The organism is Pseudomonas fluorescens, from assembly GCF_902498065.1.
Lineage (GTDB): Bacteria > Pseudomonadota > Gammaproteobacteria > Pseudomonadales > Pseudomonadaceae > Aquipseudomonas > Aquipseudomonas fluorescens_BJ.
The window spans coordinates 99926-118526 of record NZ_CABVIR010000012.1 but is presented as its reverse complement, the minus strand read 5'-3'; the positions used below and the strand labels follow the sequence as shown (position 1 = coordinate 118526).

25 protein-coding genes are annotated in these 18601 nt (G+C 58.7%); 16 read left to right on the top strand and 9 right to left on the bottom strand.

What is annotated here, in order from left to right; genetic code table 11:
• The 8 genes from F8N43_RS28695 to F8N43_RS28660 form a co-directional block, all read left to right on the top strand.
• On the top strand, positions 1 to 120 hold a 120-nt coding region (locus F8N43_RS28695; protein ID WP_150654586.1), incomplete at its 5' end, for an NAD(P)(+) transhydrogenase (Re/Si-specific) subunit beta.
• Between the two features lie 180 nt (positions 121 to 300).
• Positions 301 to 1794 carry an acetyl-CoA hydrolase/transferase family protein gene (locus F8N43_RS28690; protein WP_150630735.1) on the top strand — a complete coding sequence of 498 codons (1494 nt, stop codon included), beginning with the start codon at positions 301 to 303 and terminating at the stop codon, positions 1792 to 1794.
• A gap of 319 nt (positions 1795 to 2113) precedes the next feature.
• Positions 2114 to 2329: a DUF1127 domain-containing protein gene (locus F8N43_RS28685; protein ID WP_007947887.1), complete on the top strand. Its 216-nt coding sequence runs from the start codon at positions 2114 to 2116 to the stop codon at positions 2327 to 2329.
• Positions 2330 to 2585: 256 nt separating this feature from the next.
• Positions 2586 to 2795 (top strand): DUF1127 domain-containing protein, encoded by a 210-nt coding sequence (locus F8N43_RS28680; RefSeq protein WP_150654692.1) that lies wholly within the window; start codon positions 2586 to 2588, stop codon positions 2793 to 2795.
• 145 nt (positions 2796 to 2940) lie between these two features.
• Entirely contained in the window at positions 2941 to 3258 is a 318-nt protein-coding gene (locus F8N43_RS28675) for a DUF2388 domain-containing protein (RefSeq protein ID WP_008044656.1), read from the top strand.
• Positions 3259 to 3361: 103 nt separating this feature from the next.
• Entirely contained in the window at positions 3362 to 3670 is a 309-nt protein-coding gene (locus F8N43_RS28670; protein ID WP_150630733.1) for a DUF2388 domain-containing protein, read from the top strand.
• Positions 3671 to 3697: 27 nt separating this feature from the next.
• Positions 3698 to 4018 carry a DUF2388 domain-containing protein gene (locus F8N43_RS28665; protein ID WP_150654691.1) on the top strand — a complete coding sequence of 107 codons (321 nt, stop codon included), beginning with the start codon at positions 3698 to 3700 and terminating at the stop codon, positions 4016 to 4018.
• On the top strand, positions 4015 to 5976 hold the full coding sequence (locus tag F8N43_RS28660; RefSeq protein WP_150630731.1) for a DUF4105 domain-containing protein: 1962 nt from the start codon (positions 4015 to 4017) through the stop codon (positions 5974 to 5976). Before F8N43_RS28665 ends, F8N43_RS28660 begins: the two co-directional genes overlap by 4 nt.
• A 53-nt stretch (positions 5977 to 6029) precedes the next feature.
• On the opposite strand, the gene F8N43_RS28655 is transcribed toward F8N43_RS28660, so the two are convergent.
• The 3 genes from F8N43_RS28655 to trpB all read right to left on the bottom strand — a co-directional run bounded on the left by F8N43_RS28655 (position 6030) and on the right by trpB (position 8627).
• On the bottom strand, positions 6030 to 6473 hold the full coding sequence (locus F8N43_RS28655) for an anti-virulence regulator CigR family protein (RefSeq protein ID WP_150630730.1): 444 nt from the start codon (positions 6471 to 6473) through the stop codon (positions 6030 to 6032).
• A 121-nt stretch (positions 6474 to 6594) separates the two neighbouring features.
• Complete coding sequence (trpA, locus tag F8N43_RS28650; protein ID WP_150630729.1) at positions 6595 to 7407, bottom strand: tryptophan synthase subunit alpha; 813 nt, start codon at positions 7405 to 7407, stop codon at positions 6595 to 6597.
• Positions 7407 to 8627: a tryptophan synthase subunit beta gene (gene trpB / locus F8N43_RS28645; protein WP_150640080.1), complete on the bottom strand. Its 1221-nt coding sequence runs from the start codon at positions 8625 to 8627 to the stop codon at positions 7407 to 7409. The genes trpA and trpB overlap by 1 nt, the downstream gene beginning before the upstream one ends.
• Before the next feature lie 112 nt (positions 8628 to 8739).
• Between trpB and F8N43_RS28640 the strand changes: the two genes are divergently transcribed.
• Positions 8740 to 9633, top strand: a complete 894-nt coding sequence (locus tag F8N43_RS28640; protein ID WP_150630727.1) for a LysR family transcriptional regulator — start codon at positions 8740 to 8742, stop codon at positions 9631 to 9633.
• On the opposite strand, the gene F8N43_RS28635 is transcribed toward F8N43_RS28640, so the two are convergent.
• Positions 9630 to 9956 (bottom strand): DUF883 family protein, encoded by a 327-nt coding sequence (locus F8N43_RS28635; RefSeq protein ID WP_008027738.1) that lies wholly within the window; start codon positions 9954 to 9956, stop codon positions 9630 to 9632. The two genes, F8N43_RS28640 and F8N43_RS28635, sit on opposite strands and share 4 nt — an antisense overlap.
• A gap of 157 nt (positions 9957 to 10113) precedes the next feature.
• Here F8N43_RS28635 and F8N43_RS28630 point away from each other — a divergent pair, with 157 nt between their 5' ends.
• Positions 10114 to 10329: a dodecin gene (locus tag F8N43_RS28630; protein WP_010465710.1), complete on the top strand. Its 216-nt coding sequence runs from the start codon at positions 10114 to 10116 to the stop codon at positions 10327 to 10329.
• Positions 10330 to 10452: 123 nt separating this feature from the next.
• Positions 10453 to 10677: a DUF1161 domain-containing protein gene (locus tag F8N43_RS28625; protein ID WP_150654690.1), complete on the top strand. Its 225-nt coding sequence runs from the start codon at positions 10453 to 10455 to the stop codon at positions 10675 to 10677.
• Positions 10678 to 10740: 63 nt separating this feature from the next.
• On the opposite strand, the gene F8N43_RS28620 is transcribed toward F8N43_RS28625, so the two are convergent.
• On the bottom strand, positions 10741 to 11742 hold the full coding sequence (locus F8N43_RS28620) for an LLM class flavin-dependent oxidoreductase (RefSeq protein ID WP_150654689.1): 1002 nt from the start codon (positions 11740 to 11742) through the stop codon (positions 10741 to 10743).
• A 243-nt stretch (positions 11743 to 11985) separates the two neighbouring features.
• Between F8N43_RS28620 and F8N43_RS28615 the strand changes: the two genes are divergently transcribed.
• Positions 11986 to 12414 (top strand): OsmC family protein, encoded by a 429-nt coding sequence (locus F8N43_RS28615; RefSeq protein WP_150630724.1) that lies wholly within the window; start codon positions 11986 to 11988, stop codon positions 12412 to 12414.
• A gap of 150 nt (positions 12415 to 12564) precedes the next feature.
• The gene (locus F8N43_RS28610) at positions 12565 to 12804 is read left to right on the top strand and encodes a DUF1161 domain-containing protein (protein WP_150630723.1); all 240 of its coding nucleotides are present in this window, start codon (positions 12565 to 12567) and stop codon (positions 12802 to 12804) included.
• Between the two features lie 6 nt (positions 12805 to 12810).
• On the opposite strand, the gene F8N43_RS28605 is transcribed toward F8N43_RS28610, so the two are convergent.
• Together F8N43_RS28605 and F8N43_RS28600 are read right to left on the bottom strand one after the other, a co-directional pair.
• Positions 12811 to 13233, bottom strand: coding sequence for a hypothetical protein (locus tag F8N43_RS28605; RefSeq protein ID WP_150630722.1), 423 nt, complete (start codon positions 13231 to 13233; stop codon positions 12811 to 12813).
• A gap of 40 nt (positions 13234 to 13273) precedes the next feature.
• Positions 13274 to 13696: a hypothetical protein gene (locus F8N43_RS28600; RefSeq protein WP_150630721.1), complete on the bottom strand. Its 423-nt coding sequence runs from the start codon at positions 13694 to 13696 to the stop codon at positions 13274 to 13276.
• Between the two features lie 60 nt (positions 13697 to 13756).
• On the opposite strand from F8N43_RS28600, the gene F8N43_RS28595 reads away from it, so the two are divergent.
• Positions 13757 to 14848, top strand: a complete 1092-nt coding sequence (locus F8N43_RS28595) for an aminopeptidase (protein ID WP_150639375.1) — start codon at positions 13757 to 13759, stop codon at positions 14846 to 14848.
• Positions 14849 to 14937: 89 nt separating this feature from the next.
• On the opposite strand, the gene F8N43_RS28590 is transcribed toward F8N43_RS28595, so the two are convergent.
• The gene (locus F8N43_RS28590) at positions 14938 to 15588 is read right to left on the bottom strand and encodes an HAD family hydrolase (protein WP_150630719.1); all 651 of its coding nucleotides are present in this window, start codon (positions 15586 to 15588) and stop codon (positions 14938 to 14940) included.
• A 27-nt stretch (positions 15589 to 15615) separates the two neighbouring features.
• Positions 15616 to 16161, bottom strand: coding sequence for a gamma carbonic anhydrase family protein (locus tag F8N43_RS28585; protein ID WP_150630718.1), 546 nt, complete (start codon positions 16159 to 16161; stop codon positions 15616 to 15618).
• A gap of 62 nt (positions 16162 to 16223) precedes the next feature.
• Between F8N43_RS28585 and prlC the strand changes: the two genes are divergently transcribed.
• Together prlC and F8N43_RS28575 are read left to right on the top strand one after the other, a co-directional pair.
• Positions 16224 to 18302 carry an oligopeptidase A gene (gene prlC, locus F8N43_RS28580; protein WP_191623653.1) on the top strand — a complete coding sequence of 693 codons (2079 nt, stop codon included), beginning with the start codon at positions 16224 to 16226 and terminating at the stop codon, positions 18300 to 18302.
• A complete protein-coding gene (locus F8N43_RS28575) occupies positions 18299 to 18586 on the top strand; it encodes a YheV family putative zinc ribbon protein (protein ID WP_150630716.1) in 288 nt (95 codons plus the stop codon). Before prlC ends, F8N43_RS28575 begins: the two co-directional genes overlap by 4 nt.
• Positions 18587 to 18601: the final 15 nt, after the last annotated feature.

Below are 18601 nucleotides of genomic sequence, written 5' to 3'. Positions count from 1 at the left end.
CGCTCGATGGCCAGCGGCTATGCCGGTCTGGACAACGAACTGTTCTACCTCGACAAAACCATGATGGTCTTCGGCGACGCCAAGAAAGTCATCGAAGACATGGTCAAAGCCGTCGAGTAAAACCTGCTCCAACGCAATACCCAAAACCTCAGCCTTTAGTAGGCTGGGGTTTTTTTATTCCCCGTGAAACCCGACCAAAGGCTCTAAATCAGGGGTCTGCATTCGACCATGGTAGCGGGAGGATTTTTTTTGAAATCACTAAACTGCACACCTTGCTTCCGTTGCCCGAGATAACAATCCATGTACCGTGATCGTATTCGCTTGCCTTCGTTGTTGGATAAGGTGATGACCGCCGCTGACGCTGCCGCTCTGATTGAGGACGGCATGACCGTCGGCATGAGTGGTTTCACGCGCGCCGGCGAAGCCAAAGCCGTGCCTCATGCATTGGCCGAACGCGCCAAAATCACCCCGCTGAAAATCACGCTGATGACCGGCGCCAGCCTGGGCAACGACCTTGATAAACAGCTCACCGAAGCCGGCGTTCTGTCGCGACGCATGCCGTTCCAGGTCGACAGCACATTGCGCAAGGCGATCAACGCCGGCGAAGTGATGTTCATTGATCAGCATCTTTCAGAAACCGTGGAGTCGCTGCGCAATCAGCAGCTGAAACTGCCGGACATCGCCGTGATTGAAGCCGTGGCGATCACTGAGCAAGGCCACATCGTGCCGACCACTTCGGTGGGCAACTCGGCCAGCTTCGCGATTTTCGCCAAACAGGTAATTGTCGAGATCAACCTGGCGCACAACCCGAACCTCGAGGGTTTGCACGACATCTATATCCCGACGTATCGGCCGACCCGCACGCCGATTCCGCTGGTGAAAGTAGACGATCGCATTGGCAGCACCGCCATTCCGATTCCGCCGGAAAAAATCGTCGCGATCGTCATCACCAATCAGTCTGACTCGCCGTCGACTGTGCTGCCGCCGGATGTTGATACTCAGGCCATTGCCGACCACCTGATCGATTTCTTCAAGCAGGAAGTGGCGGCCGGGCGCATGACTAACAAGCTCGGCCCATTGCAGGCCGGCATCGGCACCATTGCCAACTCGGTGATGTGCGGGCTGATCGATTCGCCGTTCGAAGACCTGACCATGTATTCCGAGGTGTTGCAGGATTCGACCTTCGACCTGATCGACGCCGGCAAGCTGAGTTTTGCGTCTGGTAGTTCGATCACATTGTCGAGCCGCCGCAACGCCGATGTGTTCGGTAACCTGGAGCGCTACAAGGACAAGCTGGTTCTGCGCCCACAGGAAATTTCCAACCACCCGGAAGTGGTGCGACGCCTTGGCATCATCGGCATCAACACTGCGTTGGAGTTCGACCTGTACGGCAACGTCAACTCCACCCACGTTTGCGGTACGCGGATGATGAACGGCATTGGCGGTTCGGGCGACTTCGCGCGCAACGCGCACCTGGCGATCTTCGTGACCAAGTCGATTGCCAAAGGCGGCGCGATCTCCAGCGTGGTGCCGATGGTCAGCCACGTCGATCACACGGAACATGACGTTGACATCCTCGTGACCGAGGTCGGCCTCGCGGACTTGCGCGGTTTGGCACCGCGGGAGCGGGCTCGCGTCATCATAGACAACTGCGTGCACCCCGATTACCGCCAAGCCCTGGATGACTACTTCACCGCCGCCTGCGCACTCGGCGGGCACACGCCGCATATCCTGCGTGACGCACTGAGCTGGCACATGAATCTGGAAGAAACCGGGCGGATGCTCGCTGTGTAATTCGTACAGATAGCAGCTGACGCAAACACAGTTTCGTCAGCTTGCTACTGCCAGGCAGAAATGTGTTTAAAACTGTACTGCTGTACCGGTCATTTCCTACCGCAATTGCCTACCTTTCCGACCATAATCCTAATATATGCACCATATAAGTGCAGATAGGTACAGTTGCCTCAATTTTGACCAGTACACCACCCTTTAACAGTTAACTGGTCCCTCACAATACAGGTGAACTGTATCTAGAGAGACTGGCCAAACGAGAGGATCATTGGCATCAGTTAAACCACTACCTAATCCCGCCACAAGCGGAAGGATGAAAACCATGGAACGTACACTCAGTTCCGATCTGTTCTTCGAAGACACCGCTGCAAAAACCCAGGCTTCCATGCCTCTTCGCGTTATCGCCAACCTGATGCTGTGGCAGCGCCGCATCTCCAGCCGCCACCAACTGGCTCGCCTGGATTCGCGTCTGCTGGCTGACGCCGGGATTAGCGAAGCACAACGCTACGAAGAGCTGAGCAAGCCGTTCTGGCGCTAAGTTAGCGTCGCTGGCTCTGATCTTTAAGGTCAACCGCCAGCACCCGAATTGAACAAACAAAACCCGTCGTGGGAAACCACGACGGGTTTTGTCGTTTTGGGCCACGAAATCCTCAAAACAATAGGCATTGGTATCGACAAGTACAGTTATAAAACAACTTAAACTGAACCAGTACAATTTTGAGAGAGTGTGTCTGTCCTGGGGTGCCGGGCGGGATCATCATGAAATCCCGACCTGCCAGCAAAAGGACTGCACCATGGATCAGCTACTGGATCTCACCGCGACCACTTCACAGTCGAATCCTCGGTCTACCTGGCCTGGAAGATTGTTCAGAGCTATCGCCAACAGCCTTGAACGGACCAGAACCCGGCGTTTACTGGCGCAACTCGACGACAGGCAGCTGTCTGATCTGGGTATCAGTCATTCAGATCGTGCCAGAGAACTGGATAAGCCATTCTGGCGCTGACGTCCGCTCGAACAGACGGGACTGTGCGAACCGACAACTACAAGCCTAATATCAATTCAGAACGTGGCGATAACTGTGCGACAGGCGTCTGACTCAACAGATACCGCGCCACCTCTCAATCGGTATACCCAAAAGGAGTTACACCATGTCCCGTCTACGTCTGCTCAGCGCTGCAGCCCTGCTTGCCGTGGCCGCCAATTCCCACGCCACCAGCTTCATCGTGACCACCGATGCCGTCGTCGGTGCACTCAAGGCCACGTCCGATGCCACTTCCGATGTCACCTCTTCCTTTCGTGATGACAAGATCGTGCGTGCAGCCCGTGACGACGCCGCCAGCTTCGTTGCCAGCGAAGGCGCCATTCGTGGCGTGAAACTGGAAAGTGCACTCGACCACATTCGCCACCAGGCGCCTCAACTGAACGCGACTGACGCGCAGCTGGCTCAGGCCATCCTGACTATCTGACCAAGCATCATCCGGGACACGCCAACGTGTCCCGATGTTTCGGCGCTGGCTCTAAACCGGGCGTTGCGCTAGCCTTGGGACTCGCTTTCAACAGTCGAGTCTCATGCGTTTTCTTACCTGTCTATTGATCACTCCGGTTTTCATGGCGACCAGTTGGGCAGGCCAGGCTCATGCCTTTGACCTGACGACACAGGGCCTCGTAGCCACCGGCTACGCCACTAGCATGGTGACCTCCGCGCCCTTCGACCGTAAATTGCTGCTGGCTGCACGGGATGACGCCGCGTCGTTCATCGCCAGTGACGGCCAGTTGCGAGGCGCACAACTTGAATCCGCCCTGATTTACCTGCGCCGGACCCAGCCAAAACTTCATGCAAGCGACCTTGAACTGGCACAAACTATTCTCGTCCAATAGTTATCCTCGTTCCTCCGGAGTTGTTCCATGCGTAGCCCCCTGATTGTCGCCACCCTTGGCCTGCTGCTGTTGGCCGACGTAGCCCAGGCGCACACCCTGGTTGCCACCAGCAACATCCTCATCAACGCCACTCGCCGCACCCTTGATTTCACTTCTGATACGACGACGTCCATCCGTGATTCGAAAATCGTCCGTGAAGCCCACGACGACGCCGCCAGTTTCGTCGCCAGTGATGGCGATATCCGCGGCGCGCATCTGGAAGCAGCGCTCAACCTATTGCGCACCCGCGTGCCGGAAGCCCGAGACGCCAGTGATCAGGTAATCGCCGAAGCCATCCTCGCACTGTGAGGTCGCTAAATGCCTGGCTTCTGATGGGGGCCATGTTGCTGCTGGGCAATACGGCACAGGCCGGGCTGCAATTACAGCTCAAGACCGAAGGCCTGAGTCCCGCGCAACAGCAGGCCAGCCAGGCGCTGCTTGATGAAGCCATGCAGGCGTTGCCGCCGCGGTTCATTGAGCAACTCGATCGGCGCATCGACGTCGGCTGGACCGATGACATGCCGAGCAACGCCTACGGCCAGGCATCGCTGGTGTCCGAACTCGACCTGAACCGCAATCTGCTCGCCAGCCTCACCGACGGCAGCGCCGCAACCAAGAAGACCTATCGCCCCCACGGCACCGTACGCAGGGAAATGCTGGCCACGGTGCTGCACGAACTCACCCACATCTATGACCGCTCGCGTTTTTGGCCCGCCGCCGAACGCACGCTGATCCAGCGCTGCACCCGGCGTAGCAACAGCTCCGGCCTGATTGGCATTCCGGATGAATGCCGTGGCCAGTCTGACCGACGCTTTACCCTCAGTGATGACCCGCGCCTGCTCGACCTCGCAGGTTGGCCGCAATACGTGGGCCGTCGTGGCGAGCGCGAACAGTACAACCGGCAGATCGCCCGTAGCCCGGACATCTACGAGACAAGCAGTCCGAAAGAGTTCGTTGCGGTCAACATGGAGTATTTCCTCCTCGACCCGAGTTACGCCTGTCGCCGCCCGGCACTTTATCGCTACTACAAAGAACATTTCGGCTGGGCTCCCGCCGCCAAGGACACCTGCGGCAAATCCTTCGCCTTCCTCAACGCCGGCAATGACTTCGCCAAACAGCCTTTGGGTCAAGTCGATCCGGAACGGGTGTATGCCGTTGACTATCTGTTGGCCGAAGCCAATCAGAATTGGGTCAGCCGCTGGGGCCACAGCATGTTGCGCCTGGTGATCTGCGCACCGGGCCGGCCACGTGGGCCGGATTGCCGGCTGGATCTGGATCAGCACCTGGTGTTGTCCTACCGTGCCTTCGTGGGTGATGTACAGCTGTCGAGCTGGGACGGATTGGTCGGCAAGTACCCGTCGCGCCTGTTCGTCCTGCCGCTGGCCCAAGTGATCGACGAGTACACCAAGACCGAATTGCGCAGCCTCGCCTCGGTGCCGCTGAATTTGTCGCGCAACGAGATCGAAGATGTGGTGGAGCATGCCGCCGAGATGCACTGGAGCTACGACGGCAATTACTTCTTCCTGTCCAACAACTGTGCGGTAGAAGGACTGAAGTTGCTGCGCAGCGGCACCAACAACGCAAAACTGGTCGGGCTGGACAACATCATGCCCAACGGCTTGCTGGAAGTGCTCAAGGGACGAGGACTGGCAGACACCAGCGTGCTGGACGATCCTCGCGAAGCCTTGCGTTTGGGCTACCGCTTCGACTCTTTCCGCGATCGCTATCAAGCAATGTTCGAGGTGCTGAAAAAGCACCTGCCGATCAAACAGGACAAGGTAGAAGACTGGCTGGCGTTGAAGGCAGAAGAGCGTCGCAAATGGATTGATCAGGCAGACCTGCGTACCAGCGCGGCTTTGCTGCTACTGGAACAGGCCGCTTTCCGACAACAACTGGTGCTGGCCCAGGACGAGGTAAAGCAACGCTACCTCGGTGCGCGAGAGTTGAAGAACGGCGGCATGGACAAGGCCAATGCGACGCTGCAGCAGATTCTCGCCAACAGTGGCTTTCTCAGCCGTCCGGCGGAGCTGCTCGGTACCGGCGGTTATGGTTTGCCGCAACCCAGCGAGTGGCAACGCCTGGAATCGGAAAGCAGCCTGCGGCAGAAGCAGCTTCAGGCGCTGACCGGTGATCTGGACAAGGAAGTGAGAGCGCTGCTCGAACCGAGCCGTGCGGCGGAGATGGCTGCCAACGAAGCGAATCTGAAGCAGGTTGGCGAGCACTTGCGCAAATTGCACAAGGCATCGGGCGGGCTGGAGTTGCCGTAAGAAAAAAGGCTTCGTGGATGACCACGAAGCCTTTTTTTCGCCTGCAGGCTAAATCAAAGCACCCCCTCCAGAATTTCATAGACGATCCCGGTGCCCACGGCGATCAGCACAATGTCACCACCCGCGCGGCGCCATTCGTAACCCGGGTAATACGGCAACCGGCTCAGCGCACGATTGTCCAGGCGCTCACCGTAGTAGCCGTGCGGCAACGGCCGGCCACGTTCCAGATGAATGCCGGGAGGTGGCGGCGCACCGCGTACGAAATAGCCATGATTGTTGCGGATCGTCTGGCGCACCGGGCCAAAGTCCCGTGGCGGTGGGCCGCCGCGATGGTTGTTCTGCGGACCGCGGTGATCATCGCCACGATTGTCGTAATGGCCCTGTTGCTGACCGCCGCGGTCATGATCGTCGCGTTGATCGGCGCTGGCGTGCAGCAACGGGGTGGCACTGAGCATCAGCACACCCAGGCTGGCAATCAGACGTTTCGGCATTTTCATCGGGTCTTTCCTCACTGCACCTACAGCAAAAAGGGCTTCAGAACGTAGTCCTGAAGCCCTCGGTCTTGCTGTTTAGTCTGTACCGCGAGGCTCTAATTCCTCTGTATCAGGAACTTTACCTTCAGCTGACCCGGGCCTTACGCACGCCATCGGCCAGCGCCGCGCACAGGCTCAGCACGCCATCAACGGCCTGATCCGGCGTCGTCGCATTGGCGATGTGATCGATCAACGCCGACCCCACCACAACACCATCGGCCAGACGCGCAATGGACGCCGCTTGCTCCGGTGTACGAATACCGAAACCGATGCTGATCGGCAGATCGGTATGGCGGCGCAGACGCGCAACGGCTTCTTCGACATGCTCCAGCGTCGCCGCGCCGGCACCGGTTACGCCGGCAACAGACACGTAATAAACGAAACCGGAACTGCCGTTCAGAACGGTCGGCAGACGCACGTCATCGGTGGTCGGGGTGGTCAGGCGGATGAAATCCAGACCGGCAGCCTGGGCCGGGTCGCACAGCTCACCGTTATGCTCGGGCGGCAGATCGACCACGATCAGGCCATCCACGCCGGCCTCTTTGGCGTCGGCAATAAAGCGGGGGACGCCGTACATGTGGATAGGGTTGAAGTAACCCATCAACACCAGCGGCGTGTCGCTGTTGCCTTCACGGAACTCGCGAACCATTTGCAGGGTTTTCGCCAGGTTCTGTTTGGCGCCCAAGGCGCGAATGTTGGCCAGCTGGATCGCCGGGCCGTCGGCCATCGGGTCGGTGAAGGGCATGCCCAGCTCGATCACGTCGGCGCCAGCACCAGGCAAGCCTTTGAGGATCGCCAGGGAAGTGTCATAGCTCGGGTCGCCGGCGGTGACGAAGGTCACCAGGGCGGCGCGGTTTTGTTCCTTGAGTTCGGCAAAACGCGTTTGCAGGCGGCTCATCAGTGTTTCTCCTGCGTTGATTGTTCCATATGGTGCATCACGGTTTGCATGTCTTTGTCGCCACGGCCGGACAAGTTGACCACCATCAGGTGATCTTTCGGCAGGGTCGGTGCGCGCTTGAACACTTCGGCCAGGGCATGGGCGCTTTCCAGCGCAGGAATAATCCCTTCAAGACGGCAGCATTTATGGAATGCGTCGAGGGCCTCGTGATCGGTCACAGAGGTGTATTGAACGCGGCCGATATCATGCAACCAGGCGTGTTCCGGGCCGATACCCGGATAGTCGAGACCGGCGGAGATCGAGTGGGCGTCGATGATCTGGCCGTCGTCATCCTGCAGCAAGAAGGTACGGTTGCCGTGCAGTACGCCCGGTACACCGCCATTCAGGCTGGCTGCGTGCTTGCCGGTTTCGATGCCGTAACCGGCCGCTTCAACGCCAATGATCTCGACGCTTTTGTCATCAAGGAACGGGTGGAACAGGCCCATGGCGTTGGAGCCACCGCCGATGCACGCCACCAGGCTGTCCGGCAGACGACCTTCCTGAGCTTGCAGTTGGGTACGGGTTTCCTTGCCGATAACGGACTGGAAGTCGCGAACCATGGCGGGATAGGGGTGCGGACCGGCCACGGTGCCGATCAGGTAGAAGGTGCTGTCGACGTTGGTCACCCAGTCACGCAGCGCTTCGTTCATCGCGTCTTTCAGAGTGCCGGTGCCGGCCACCACCGGGATCACTTCGGCGCCCAGCAGTTTCATGCGGAACACGTTGGCTTGCTGACGCTCGATGTCGGTGGTGCCCATGTAGATCACGCAATCGAGGCCAAAACGCGCGGCCACGGTGGCGGTTGCCACGCCGTGCATGCCGGCGCCGGTCTCGGCGATGATGCGTTTTTTGCCCATGCGCCGCGCCAGCAGGATCTGGCCGATGCAATTGTTGATCTTGTGCGCGCCGGTGTGGTTCAGCTCTTCGCGCTTGAGATAAATTTTCGCGCCGCCGCAGAACTCGGTCAGACGTTCGGCGAAATAGAGTGGGCTTGGACGTCCGACGTAGTCGCGCTGGAAGTAGGCCAATTCTTCTTTGAATGCAGGATCTTCCTTGGCCGTTTCGTACTCGCGGGCCAGATCGAGGATCAACGGCATCAGGGTTTCGGCGACGTAGCGGCCGCCGAACGAGCCAAACAGGCCGTTGGCGTCGGGGCCGTTGCGCAGATTAGTCTGGGTCATGGGTCGCTCCGGTTGAATGCGTGAGATGACAATGACGCTCACTCTACCCCTGACGTCCCGAGCTGAAAACCGATAAGATCGCCGCAACCTGTCAGGAAAACTCACAGATCCCATGAGCCACGATCTTCCCCCGCTGAACGCGCTTCGCGCATTCGAAGCCACTGCCCGCCTGAACAGCGTCAGTCAGGCCGCCGAGCAGCTGCACGTCACCCATGGCGCGGTGAGTCGGCAACTGAAAGTGCTTGAAGAGCATCTCGGCGTCAGTCTGTTCGTCAAGGAGGGTCGCGGCCTTAAACTCACAGATGCCGGCGTGCGATTGCGTGATGCCAGCGCTGAAGCCTTCGAGCGTTTGCGCACGGTCTGCGCCGAATTGACCCAGAGCACCGCTGACGCCCCGTTTGTGCTCGGCTGTTCCGGAAGCCTGCTGGCGCGCTGGTTTATTCCGCGTTTGGGCCGGTTGAATGCTGATCTGCCGGACCTGCGCCTGCACCTGTCTGCCGGAGAAGGCGATCTCGATCCCCGTCGTCCGGGGCTGGACGCTTTACTGGTGTTCGCCGAGCCGCCATGGCCTGCGGACATGCAGGTTTACGAATTGGCGAGCGAACGCATCGGCCCGGTCATCAGCCCACGCTTCGCCGGTTACGAACGGCTTAAACAGGCACCAGCACGTGCATTGTTAAACGAGCCATTGTTGCACACCACTTCACGTCCGCAGGCCTGGCCAAGCTGGGCGCAGCAAAGCGGCCTCGACGCCAAAGCGTTGAAGTACGGGCAGGGTTTCGAGCATTTGTATTATTTGCTGGAGGCGGCAGTGGCCGGCCTGGGCGTAGCAATTGCCCCTGAACCATTGGTGGCCGAAGACTTGAAGGCAGGTCGCCTGGTTGCGCCATGGGGCTTCAGTGAAACTCCGGCGCAACTGGCGCTGTGGCTACCCAAGCGCGCCGCGGACGGGCGCGCTCGGCAACTGGCGCAGTGGCTCAAAAACGAACTGCGCCAAGCAGATTAGTCGCCGCGTTTGCACAGCAAGTAAGCCGCCAGCAGACCCAATGCACCGACAGCGACACCGGCTGTCGTCCAAGGGTGTTCCTGGGCGTAGTCCCGAGTGGCGATCCCGGTTTCACGGGTTTTGACTTTAACTTCCTCATACGCATCGCTGAGCAAATGACGCGAATGCTTGAGTGCGCTCTCAGCGTTGGCTTTCAACGCCTTGAGGGTTTTACGCGACTCGTCCGAGGCATCGTCTTTCAGGTTTTCCAAAGATTTCAGCAGACTCTCGATCTCGGCTTCCATGCTTTGCAATGAGGCTTTACGTAAAGAGGTGTTGGCCATGGTGGCTCTCCTGCATTGATGATGAGTGACGTGTGTTGGTTGGGACTTCAGGGGGGCGAGAAAGTGCAGTAAATCTGAACTTCTGCGCCACGAAAGCCGACAGAAGTAATACGAAAAATCACTGCTAGGCTGTATTTCACACCCTGAGGAGAACGCCATGACTGACCATCACACGTACAAGAAAGTCGAACTTGTCGGCTCGTCCACCAGCAGCATTGAAGACGCCATCAACAACGCGCTGGCCGAAGCCAATAAAAGCATCAAACACCTTGAGTGGTTCGAAGTGACCGAAACCCGCGGGCACATCAAGGACGGCAAGGCTGCGCACTTCCAGGTGACGCTCAAAGTCGGGTTCCGGATTGCCAGCAGCTGAGTTTGCGCTAGTCTTCTGAACTTGCGCGCTGGCCGAGTGCCATAGGGAATGGCAAAGCGCTACATGAGTGCATCCGGCTGATGGCTGGATGCTCCCCTTTGATCCGACCAGGGAATGCGACCGATGAAGAAGTTTATGTTGGCGGTAGGTTTGTTGAGCCTTGCGGGTGCAGCCTTTGCTGACGGCAAGCCGTGTGAAGAGCTGAAAGCCGAAATCGCCGCGAAACTGGATGCCAAGGGCGTTTCCAATTACTCACTGGAAATTGTCGACAAAGGCGCTGCGGCTGACGGAAAAGTCGTCGGCGCCTGTGAGAAAGGCACTAAAGAAATAGTCTATAAACGCGGTTGATCCCGTCCAGACGTAAAAAGCCGACGCAATGGCGTCGGCTTTTTTATGGGCGCTGTTTCAGCGTTAGCCTTTCATGACCTGCGCCAGCAGCTCGTAGGAATGCACGCGATCGGCATGTTCGTACAGGTCGCAGGTGAAAATCAGCTCATCGGCCTGGGTCTGCTCGATCAGCACGTCCAGCTTCGCCCGGATTTTCTGCGGGCTGCCCACCATCGCCAGTCCCAGGAAATCATGCACCGCTGCTTTCTCATGGGACAGCCATAGGCCATCCATGGTTTTCACCGGCGGACGCTGCACCAGGCTCTGGCCACGCATCAACGCGAGGATGCGCTGATAAACCGAAGTTGCCAGATACTCGGCCTGCTCGTCGGTGTCTGCCGCAACCAGTGGAACACCCAGCATCACGTAGGGCTTGTCCAATACCGCTGAAGGCTTGAAGTGATTGCGGTAGACGCGAATCGCCTCATGCATATAGCGCGGTGCGAAATGGGAAGCAAAGGCGTAGGGCAAACCGCGCTCACCCGCCAGTTGTGCGCTGAACAGGCTAGACCCCAGTAACCAGACCGGGACGTTGGTGCCGGTGCCAGGCATGGCGATGACTCGCTGGTCCGGCGTGCGTGGGCCGAGGTAGCGCACCAGCTCCGCCACATCTTCAGGGAAATCGTCGGCGCTGCCGGAACGTTCACGACGCAAGGCGCGGGCGGTCATCTGATCGGAACCGGGGGCGCGGCCCAGGCCCAGGTCGATCCGGCCCGGATACAGGCTTTCGAGGGTGCCAAATTGCTCGGCGATCACCAATGGCGCGTGGTTGGGCAGCATCACGCCACCCGATCCCACCCGAATGGTCGACGTGCCGCCGGCCAGATAGCCAAGCAACACCGAGGTCGCGGAGCTGGCGATGCCGTCCATGTTGTGGTGCTCGGCCACCCAGAAGCGGTTGTAGCCGAATTTTTCGACGTGCTGCGCCAGGTCCAGGGAGTTGCGCAGCGACTGGGCCGCGCTGCCGTTCTCGCGCACGGGCACCAGATCAAGGGTAGAGAATTTGATATCGGACAGTCGTTTCATAAGCCTGCTTCTCCAATTGAGGTCGCAGGTTTTTTTTCACAAACGAAAACCTGCCGAATCCATAAGCGTGCTTCATGCAATGAGGGCATATACCCGAGTTTCAATAGCCGAGGCAAAAAAACCTACGAAAACGCTAGGATTAATGAGATCAGATGAACTTTGCACCACCGTCTATCCTCAGAACCCTAGCAACCGAAAACCACGAAGGCGCGACGCTTCGCGCCGGATCTTGAGGAGGCAGACATGGCTATTACCAAGAAAGCATCAGCGCATTGGGAAGGTGACCTGAAAACCGGCATCGGCTCGATTTCCACCGAAACCGGTGTTCTCAGAGAAGCGCCCTACGGCTTCAAGGCACGTTTCGAAGGCGGTAAAGGCACCAATCCGGAAGAGCTGATCGGCGCGGCCCACGCCGGCTGTTTCTCCATGGCTTTTTCGATGATTCTGGGCGATGCCGGTCTCAAGGCTGACAGCATCGATACCAATGCCGAAGTCACACTGGATCAGGTCGACGGCGGGTTTGCGATCACTGCGGTGAAGTTGATCCTGAAGGCAAAAATCCCCGGGGCCACCCAGGCGCAGTTCGAGGAATTGAGCAATAAAGCCAAAGAAGGCTGCCCGGTGTCCAAAGTGCTGAATGCGAAGATCAGTCTGGATGCGACGCTGGTCTAGACTCGTCCAATCGCGTAAAAAAAATCGCAGCCTTCAACAGGCTGCGATTTTTTTGCGCTGAAACAAAACCCGGCTGGCGTCCCTGTGGTCGAATAAATGACAGCAGCGAAAACGCATCAACCTGTGTGCTGCCTCAAAGGAGCTTCAACCATGAAACGTTTTGCCCTGGCGATGATCTGTGGTGCGCTGGCGACTTCGGCAATTGCGGCGCCCAAAGATTGCGAAGAACTCAAGAATGAGATCGAAGTGAAGATTCAGGCGAATGCCGTGCCTTCGTACACGCTGGAGATTGTCTCGAAGGAAGAGGCCGACAAGCATGATGCAGCGATGGTCGTCGGCACGTGCGACTACGGTAGGAAAGCCATCATTTACCAGAAGAACGACCGCTGATATGCCTCACATGAGGCAATAGGACGCTCGGTCTTCAGCGACGATTTCCCGCTTGGCGTTGTACAACCGAGCGCCAGGCGTGAACGCGATCGAACGGCCTTCCAGCACATAACGCTGGCCTGCTTCGAAATGATCGTAGTTGATGGTCAGGTAGCACAACCGCTCCGAAGGACCATTCATCACACCCAAGCTCCCGCCACCGGGCACTTCAAAGTCGAATCGAACAATCAGCTCATGGCTGCCGGGGGTAACCTGGAAAAAACGGCCGTCGCGCAATCGCTGATTGTCCAGTCGTTCTGCCATCAGCAACTTATCGTTGGGGAATGGCGTGGAGAATTCGATCCAGGCCATCTGTGGATTGACCGCCGGTAACGGGCTCTGGCAACCGGCAAAGGCGCCTGCCGCGAGCAATAGCAAAAACCTGCGCATGATGAATGTCCCGATGATTGGTTATTCAGCATAGCGCCGATCAGGTGCGTTGACAGCCTGCCGGTGTGCCTTGGCCTATCACCTTTCGCTGTTGGTCATAGAGCTTGGCCCACGGCCGAAAACCGATATTCCCTGCTTGCAGCTGATATTTCTCACCCGCGTTGAAGCTGTTGAATTTCACATTCAGTTGGCAATCGCGCCATAGCGGCTCAGCGTCCGGCCCGATGTTGCTCGGCTCGACCGGGAACTGATAACGCACCGTCAACTCATGGCTGCCGGGCTGGACCTCGAAATAGCGCTTGTCGGTGGAGGCCTTGTCATCGACTTCCAGCGCCTGCAACGCGGTGTCTTGCTGCTGTGTATCGAGATCGATCCACGCTTGAGCCGGATCATGGTGGGGTAATCCGAATCCTGCACAACCTGTCAGCATCAACAGGCCTCCCGTCAGCATCATCTTGCGCATAGCGGAGCTCCAGTCAGGCGGGATAGTCTTGCGGGCAGACTCTCCAGGGATGTTTTTATTTTGATCAGGCCGCTTCCAAGCCTTGGGTTACTTGATCGCGTTTTGCGCGTTTTGTTTCCGGGTATGCTGTTTTTGTTGCTCAACGGTTGCGCCAGCGTCAGCTATTACAGCCAATTGGCCAGTGGTCAGCTGCAATTGCTGCGAGCTCGGGAGCCGGTTTCCGAAGTGATTGCCGACCCTGCTCGCGATCAAAAGCTGCGCGCGCATCTGACCCAGTCGCAAAAGGCCCGGGCGTTCGCCAGCCAGCAACTGCATCTGCCGGATAACCAGAGTTACCGTTTGTATGCCGACATTGGCCGACCGTTTGTGGTCTGGAACGTCTTCGCCACGCCGGAATTTTCCCTGACGCCGCAAAACCACTGCTTTCCCGTCGCCGGTTGTGTCGCCTACCGCGGCTATTACAAACAGAGCTCCGCCCGCGGCGAGGCAGCGTTGTTGCGACTGCAAGGTATGGACGTGTCGATCGGTGGCGTCGAGGCCTATTCGACGCTCGGCTGGTTCAACGATCCGATTATCAGTTCGATGATGGGTTGGGGCGACGAGCGGTTAGCCACGCTGATCTTCCATGAACTGGCACACCAGCGTGTTTATGTGAAGGACGACACCGAGTTCAACGAATCTTTCGCCACCTTCGTGGAACAGGAAGGCACTCGGCAGTGGCGTGCCCATCGTGGGCTGGCGCCGGACAATGGCGCCCAGGCGCAGCAACGCTATCAGTTCACTCAGTTGGTTCTGGATACGCGCTCGCGGCTTGAACGGCTGTATGCCCAGCCGCTACCCGCCGAACAGATGCGTCAACGCAAAGCAGCAGAATTCGAGCGATTAAGAGCCGAGTACCGGCAGATACGCGACAGCCAATGGGCCGGGGATAAACGCTACGACGCGTGGATCAACGCGCCGATGAACAATGCCCGGCTGTTGCCGTTTGGGTTGTATGACCAATGGGTGCCAGCGTTTTCCACGTTGTTCAGGCAGACGGGCGGGGATTGGGTGGCGTTTTATGCGGCGGTGGAGAGGCTTGGTGCGCTACCGGCCGGAGAACGAAAAGTGGCGTTGAAAGTGTTAGCGGAATTGAAAATTTCCGTTGATTGAACCGGCCTCTTCGCAAGCCCGCTCCCACAGGGATCTCCGTATGTCGCAAATCCACTGTGGGAGAGGCCTTGCCCGCGAAGGCGTACTTGCTAGCGCCGCAAAAACGCCTGGTGCATCTCATCCAGCGTTTCAAAATGATAGGTCGGCGCTTCAGCGTTCAGCTCTTCGTGGCTGCCAAAACCGTAACCCACCGCTGCCGCATCCAGCCCATTGCTGCGCGCGCCGATCAGGTCGTGCTTGCGGTCGCCGATCATCAGCGTGTTGGTCGGGTCCAGGCCTTCTTCGGCCATCAAGTGGGCGATCAACTCGACCTTATTGGTCCGCGTGCCATCCAGCTCGCTGCCGTAAATCACCTTGAAGTGTTTGGCGAAGTCGAAGTGCCGGGCGATTTCCCGGGCGAAGATCCACGGCTTGGAGGTCGCGATGTAAAGCTGGCGCCCTTGCCCGCCCAGCGTTTCCAGCAGCGGCGTGACGCCATCGAACACGCGGTTTTCATACAGACCGGTGACCTTGAAGCGCTCGCGATAGAAATTCACGGCCTCCCACGCCTTCGGTTCGTCGAAGTCGTAGAACTGCATGAACGCCTGCAACAACGGCGGGCCGATGAAGTGTTCGAGTTTGGTCAGGTCGGGCTCTTCGATACCGAGTTTGCTCAAGGCGAACTGAATCGAACGGGTGATGCCCTCACGCGGGTCGGTCAGGGTGCCATCGAGGTCGAACAAAACGGTTTGGTAATGCATGTTGAATCCTGAATAAGAGCGCCGGAGTCAGAGCTGATCGTAGCCTTCAGCCAGGTGCAGGTCCTTGAGCTTCACGTAATTCGCCGCGCTGTAGGTGAAAAAGGCTTTTTCCTTGTCCGTCAGCGGGCGGATTTGTTTCACCGGACTCCCGACATACAGAAAACCACTGTCCAGGCGCTTGCCCGGTGGCACCAGGCTGCCGGCGCCGATGATCACATCATCCGCGACCACCGCACCGTCCATGACAATGCTGCCCATGCCAATCAACACCCGGCTGCCCACGCTGCAGCCATGGAGCATGACTTTATGCGCGATGGTCACGTCGTCGCCAATCAGCAACGGAAAGCCATCGGGGTTGAACGGCCCGGCATGGGTGATGTGCAGCACACAGCCGTCCTGCACGCTGGTGCGCGCACCGATGCGGATGCGGTGCATGTCACCGCGGATCACCGTCAGCGGCCAAACGGAGCTGTCATCGCCGATTTCGACGTCGCCGATCACCACCGCCGAACTGTCGACAAAAGCGCCTTTGCCCAGCAGCGGCGTGTGGTTCTGATACTTGCGAAGGGTCACGATAGGGTTTCTCTCTGTTGCCGATAGCTGCGGTGAGCGTCGATTGTAATTAAGATGGCTGCATGTTTCTTCCAGCCAAGGTGCCAAACGTGAGCGTGAACAACCCTCTTTTGCAGTCCTACGACCTGCCGCCGTTCTCGGCGATCCGGGCCGAACACGTGCAACCGGCCATTGAACAGATCCTGGCTGACAACCGCGCCGCCATTATCGAGATCCTCAAAACCCAGGGCAAACAGCCGACCTGGGCCGGCCTGGTGCTGGCGATGGACGAACTCAACGATCGCCTCGGCGCCGCCTGGAGCCCGGTCAGTCACCTGAATGCCGTGTGCAACAGCGCCGAATTGCGTGAGGCCTACGAGTCCTGCCTGCCAGCGCTGAGCGCCTACTCCACCGAGCTGGGCCAGAACCGCGAACTGTTCGAGGCCTTCGAAGCCCTTGCCAACAGCCCGGAAGCCGCCGGTTTCGACGTCGCGCAGAAAACTATCCTGGAACACTCCCTGCGTGACTTCCGCCTGTCGGGTATCGACCTGCCAGAAGCCGAGCAAAAACGTTACGCCGAAGTACAAAGCAAGCTCTCCGAACTGGGCAGCCGCTTTTCCAACCAATTGCTCGACGCGACTCAAGCCTGGACCAAGCACGTTACCGACGAAGCCGCCCTCGCCGGACTGACCGATTCGGCCAAGGCGCAAATGGCTGCGGCAGCCCAGGCCAAAGATCTGGAAGGCTTCCTGATCACCCTGGAATTCCCGAGCTACTTCGCGGTGATGACCTACGCCCACGACCGAGCCCTGCGCGAAGAAGTCTACGCCGCCTACTGCACCCGTGCGTCGGACCAAGGCCCGAATGCCGGTCAGAACGATAACGGCCCGGTGATGGAAGAAATCCTCGACCTGCGTCAGGAACTGGCAAAACTCTTGGGTTTCGCCAGCTTCTCGGAGCTGAGCCTGGCCACCAAGATGGCCGAATCCAGCGATCAGGTGCTGAGTTTCCTGCGCGATCTGGCCAAGCGCAGCAAACCGTTCGCCGCCCGGGATCTGGAACAGCTCAAGGCCTACGCCGCCGAACAGGGCTGCCCGGACCTGCAAAGCTGGGACAGCGGTTTCTACGGTGAAAAACTCCGCGAACAACGTTACAGCGTTGCTCAGGAAGCCCTGCGCGCTTACTTCCCGATCGACAAAGTGTTGAGCGGCCTGTTCGCGATCGTTCAACGTCTGTACGGCATCGAGATCGCCGAGCAGAAAGGCTTCGACACTTGGCACCCGGACGTTCGCCTGTTCGAGATCAAGGAAAACGGCCAGCATGTCGGCCGCTTCTTCTTCGACCTCTACGCCCGCGCCAACAAGCGCGGTGGCGCTTGGATGGACGGCGCCCGCGACCGTCGTCGCACGGCTGAGGGCGTGCTGCAAAGCCCGGTGGCCAACCTGGTGTGCAACTTCACACCGGCCGACAGCGGCAAGCCTGCGTTGCTGACCCACGATGAAGTGACCACCCTGTTCCACGAATTCGGTCATGGCCTGCATCACCTGCTGACCCGCGTCGAGCATGCCGGCGTATCCGGCATCAACGGCGTGGCCTGGGATGCGGTCGAGCTGCCAAGCCAGTTCATGGAAAACTGGTGCTGGGAGCCGGAAGGTCTGGCGCTGATTTCCGGTCATTACGAAACCGGTGAGCCACTGCCCCAGGATCTGCTGGAAAAAATGCTCGCGGCGAAGAACTTCCAGTCCGGCCTGATGATGGTGCGTCAGCTCGAATTCTCGCTGTTCGACTTTGAACTGCACGCCACCCACGGTGACGGCCGCAGCGTGCTGCAAGTGCTCGAAGGTATACGCGACGAGGTCTCGGTCATGCGTCCGCCGGCTTACAACCGCTTCCCGAACAGCTTCGCGCACATTTTCGCCGGCGGATATGCGGCGGGTTACTACAGCTACAAATGGGCTGAAGTACTCTCGGCAGACGCCTTCTCGAAATTCGAAGAGGACGGCGTGCTCAATGCCGAAACCGGTCGCGCCTTCCGCGAAGCGATCCTGGCCCGCGGCGGTTCTCAGGAACCGATGGTGCTGTTCGTCGACTTCCGTGGCCGTGCACCGTCGATTGACGCACTCTTGCGCCACAGCGGCCTGAGTGAGGACGCAGCAGCATGAGCGAGGCACCTGTGAAGACGAAAAAACGCTTCATCGCCGGGGCGGTCTGCCCGGCCTGTAGTGAGCCGGACAAGTTGATGATGTGGAGCGAAGACGATGTCCCGCATCGCGAATGCGTGGGCTGCGGCTATTCCGACACGCTGAATGAACAAGGCCTGTCCGTTCCCAAGGAATTGGGGACGCGGGTCAATGTTTCGGCGCTGAAGGTACCGGACGCCAAGGTTCAGGCCGTACAGTTTTTCCCGAACCCGAAACTGAAGAAAAAGCCTGACGAGCAGCACTGAGTCATAGCCACCTTC

Excerpts from the sequence above, each read along its gene's own strand:
- F8N43_RS28605 (WP_150630722.1), bottom strand. The coding sequence starts at position 13,233 with ATGCGCAGGTTTTTGCTATTGCTCGCGGCAGGCGCCTTTGCCGGTTGC.
- F8N43_RS28665 (WP_150654691.1), top strand. The coding sequence starts at position 3,698 with ATGCGTAGCCCCCTGATTGTCGCCACCCTTGGCCTGCTGCTGTTGGCC.
- trpB (WP_150640080.1), bottom strand. The coding sequence starts at position 8,627 with ATGACCCAGACTAATCTGCGCAACGGCCCCGACGCCAACGGCCTGTTT.
- F8N43_RS28610 (WP_150630723.1), top strand. The coding sequence starts at position 12,565 with ATGAAACGTTTTGCCCTGGCGATGATCTGTGGTGCGCTGGCGACTTCG.
- trpA (WP_150630729.1), bottom strand. The coding sequence starts at position 7,407 with ATGAGCCGCCTGCAAACGCGTTTTGCCGAACTCAAGGAACAAAACCGC.
- F8N43_RS28680 (WP_150654692.1), top strand. The coding sequence starts at position 2,586 with ATGGATCAGCTACTGGATCTCACCGCGACCACTTCACAGTCGAATCCT.
- F8N43_RS28670 (WP_150630733.1), top strand. The coding sequence starts at position 3,362 with ATGCGTTTTCTTACCTGTCTATTGATCACTCCGGTTTTCATGGCGACC.
- F8N43_RS28620 (WP_150654689.1), bottom strand. The coding sequence starts at position 11,742 with ATGAAACGACTGTCCGATATCAAATTCTCTACCCTTGATCTGGTGCCC.
- F8N43_RS28690 (WP_150630735.1), top strand. The coding sequence starts at position 301 with ATGTACCGTGATCGTATTCGCTTGCCTTCGTTGTTGGATAAGGTGATG.
- F8N43_RS28575 (WP_150630716.1), top strand. The coding sequence starts at position 18,299 with ATGAGCGAGGCACCTGTGAAGACGAAAAAACGCTTCATCGCCGGGGCG.
- F8N43_RS28625 (WP_150654690.1), top strand. The coding sequence starts at position 10,453 with ATGAAGAAGTTTATGTTGGCGGTAGGTTTGTTGAGCCTTGCGGGTGCA.
- F8N43_RS28685 (WP_007947887.1), top strand. The coding sequence starts at position 2,114 with ATGGAACGTACACTCAGTTCCGATCTGTTCTTCGAAGACACCGCTGCA.
- F8N43_RS28655 (WP_150630730.1), bottom strand. The coding sequence starts at position 6,473 with ATGAAAATGCCGAAACGTCTGATTGCCAGCCTGGGTGTGCTGATGCTC.
- F8N43_RS28590 (WP_150630719.1), bottom strand. The coding sequence starts at position 15,588 with ATGCATTACCAAACCGTTTTGTTCGACCTCGATGGCACCCTGACCGAC.
- prlC (WP_191623653.1), top strand. The coding sequence starts at position 16,224 with ATGTTTCTTCCAGCCAAGGTGCCAAACGTGAGCGTGAACAACCCTCTT.
- F8N43_RS28640 (WP_150630727.1), top strand. The coding sequence starts at position 8,740 with ATGAGCCACGATCTTCCCCCGCTGAACGCGCTTCGCGCATTCGAAGCC.
- F8N43_RS28675 (WP_008044656.1), top strand. The coding sequence starts at position 2,941 with ATGTCCCGTCTACGTCTGCTCAGCGCTGCAGCCCTGCTTGCCGTGGCC.
- F8N43_RS28615 (WP_150630724.1), top strand. The coding sequence starts at position 11,986 with ATGGCTATTACCAAGAAAGCATCAGCGCATTGGGAAGGTGACCTGAAA.
- F8N43_RS28600 (WP_150630721.1), bottom strand. The coding sequence starts at position 13,696 with ATGCGCAAGATGATGCTGACGGGAGGCCTGTTGATGCTGACAGGTTGT.
- F8N43_RS28635 (WP_008027738.1), bottom strand. The coding sequence starts at position 9,956 with ATGGCCAACACCTCTTTACGTAAAGCCTCATTGCAAAGCATGGAAGCC.
- F8N43_RS28630 (WP_010465710.1), top strand. The coding sequence starts at position 10,114 with ATGACTGACCATCACACGTACAAGAAAGTCGAACTTGTCGGCTCGTCC.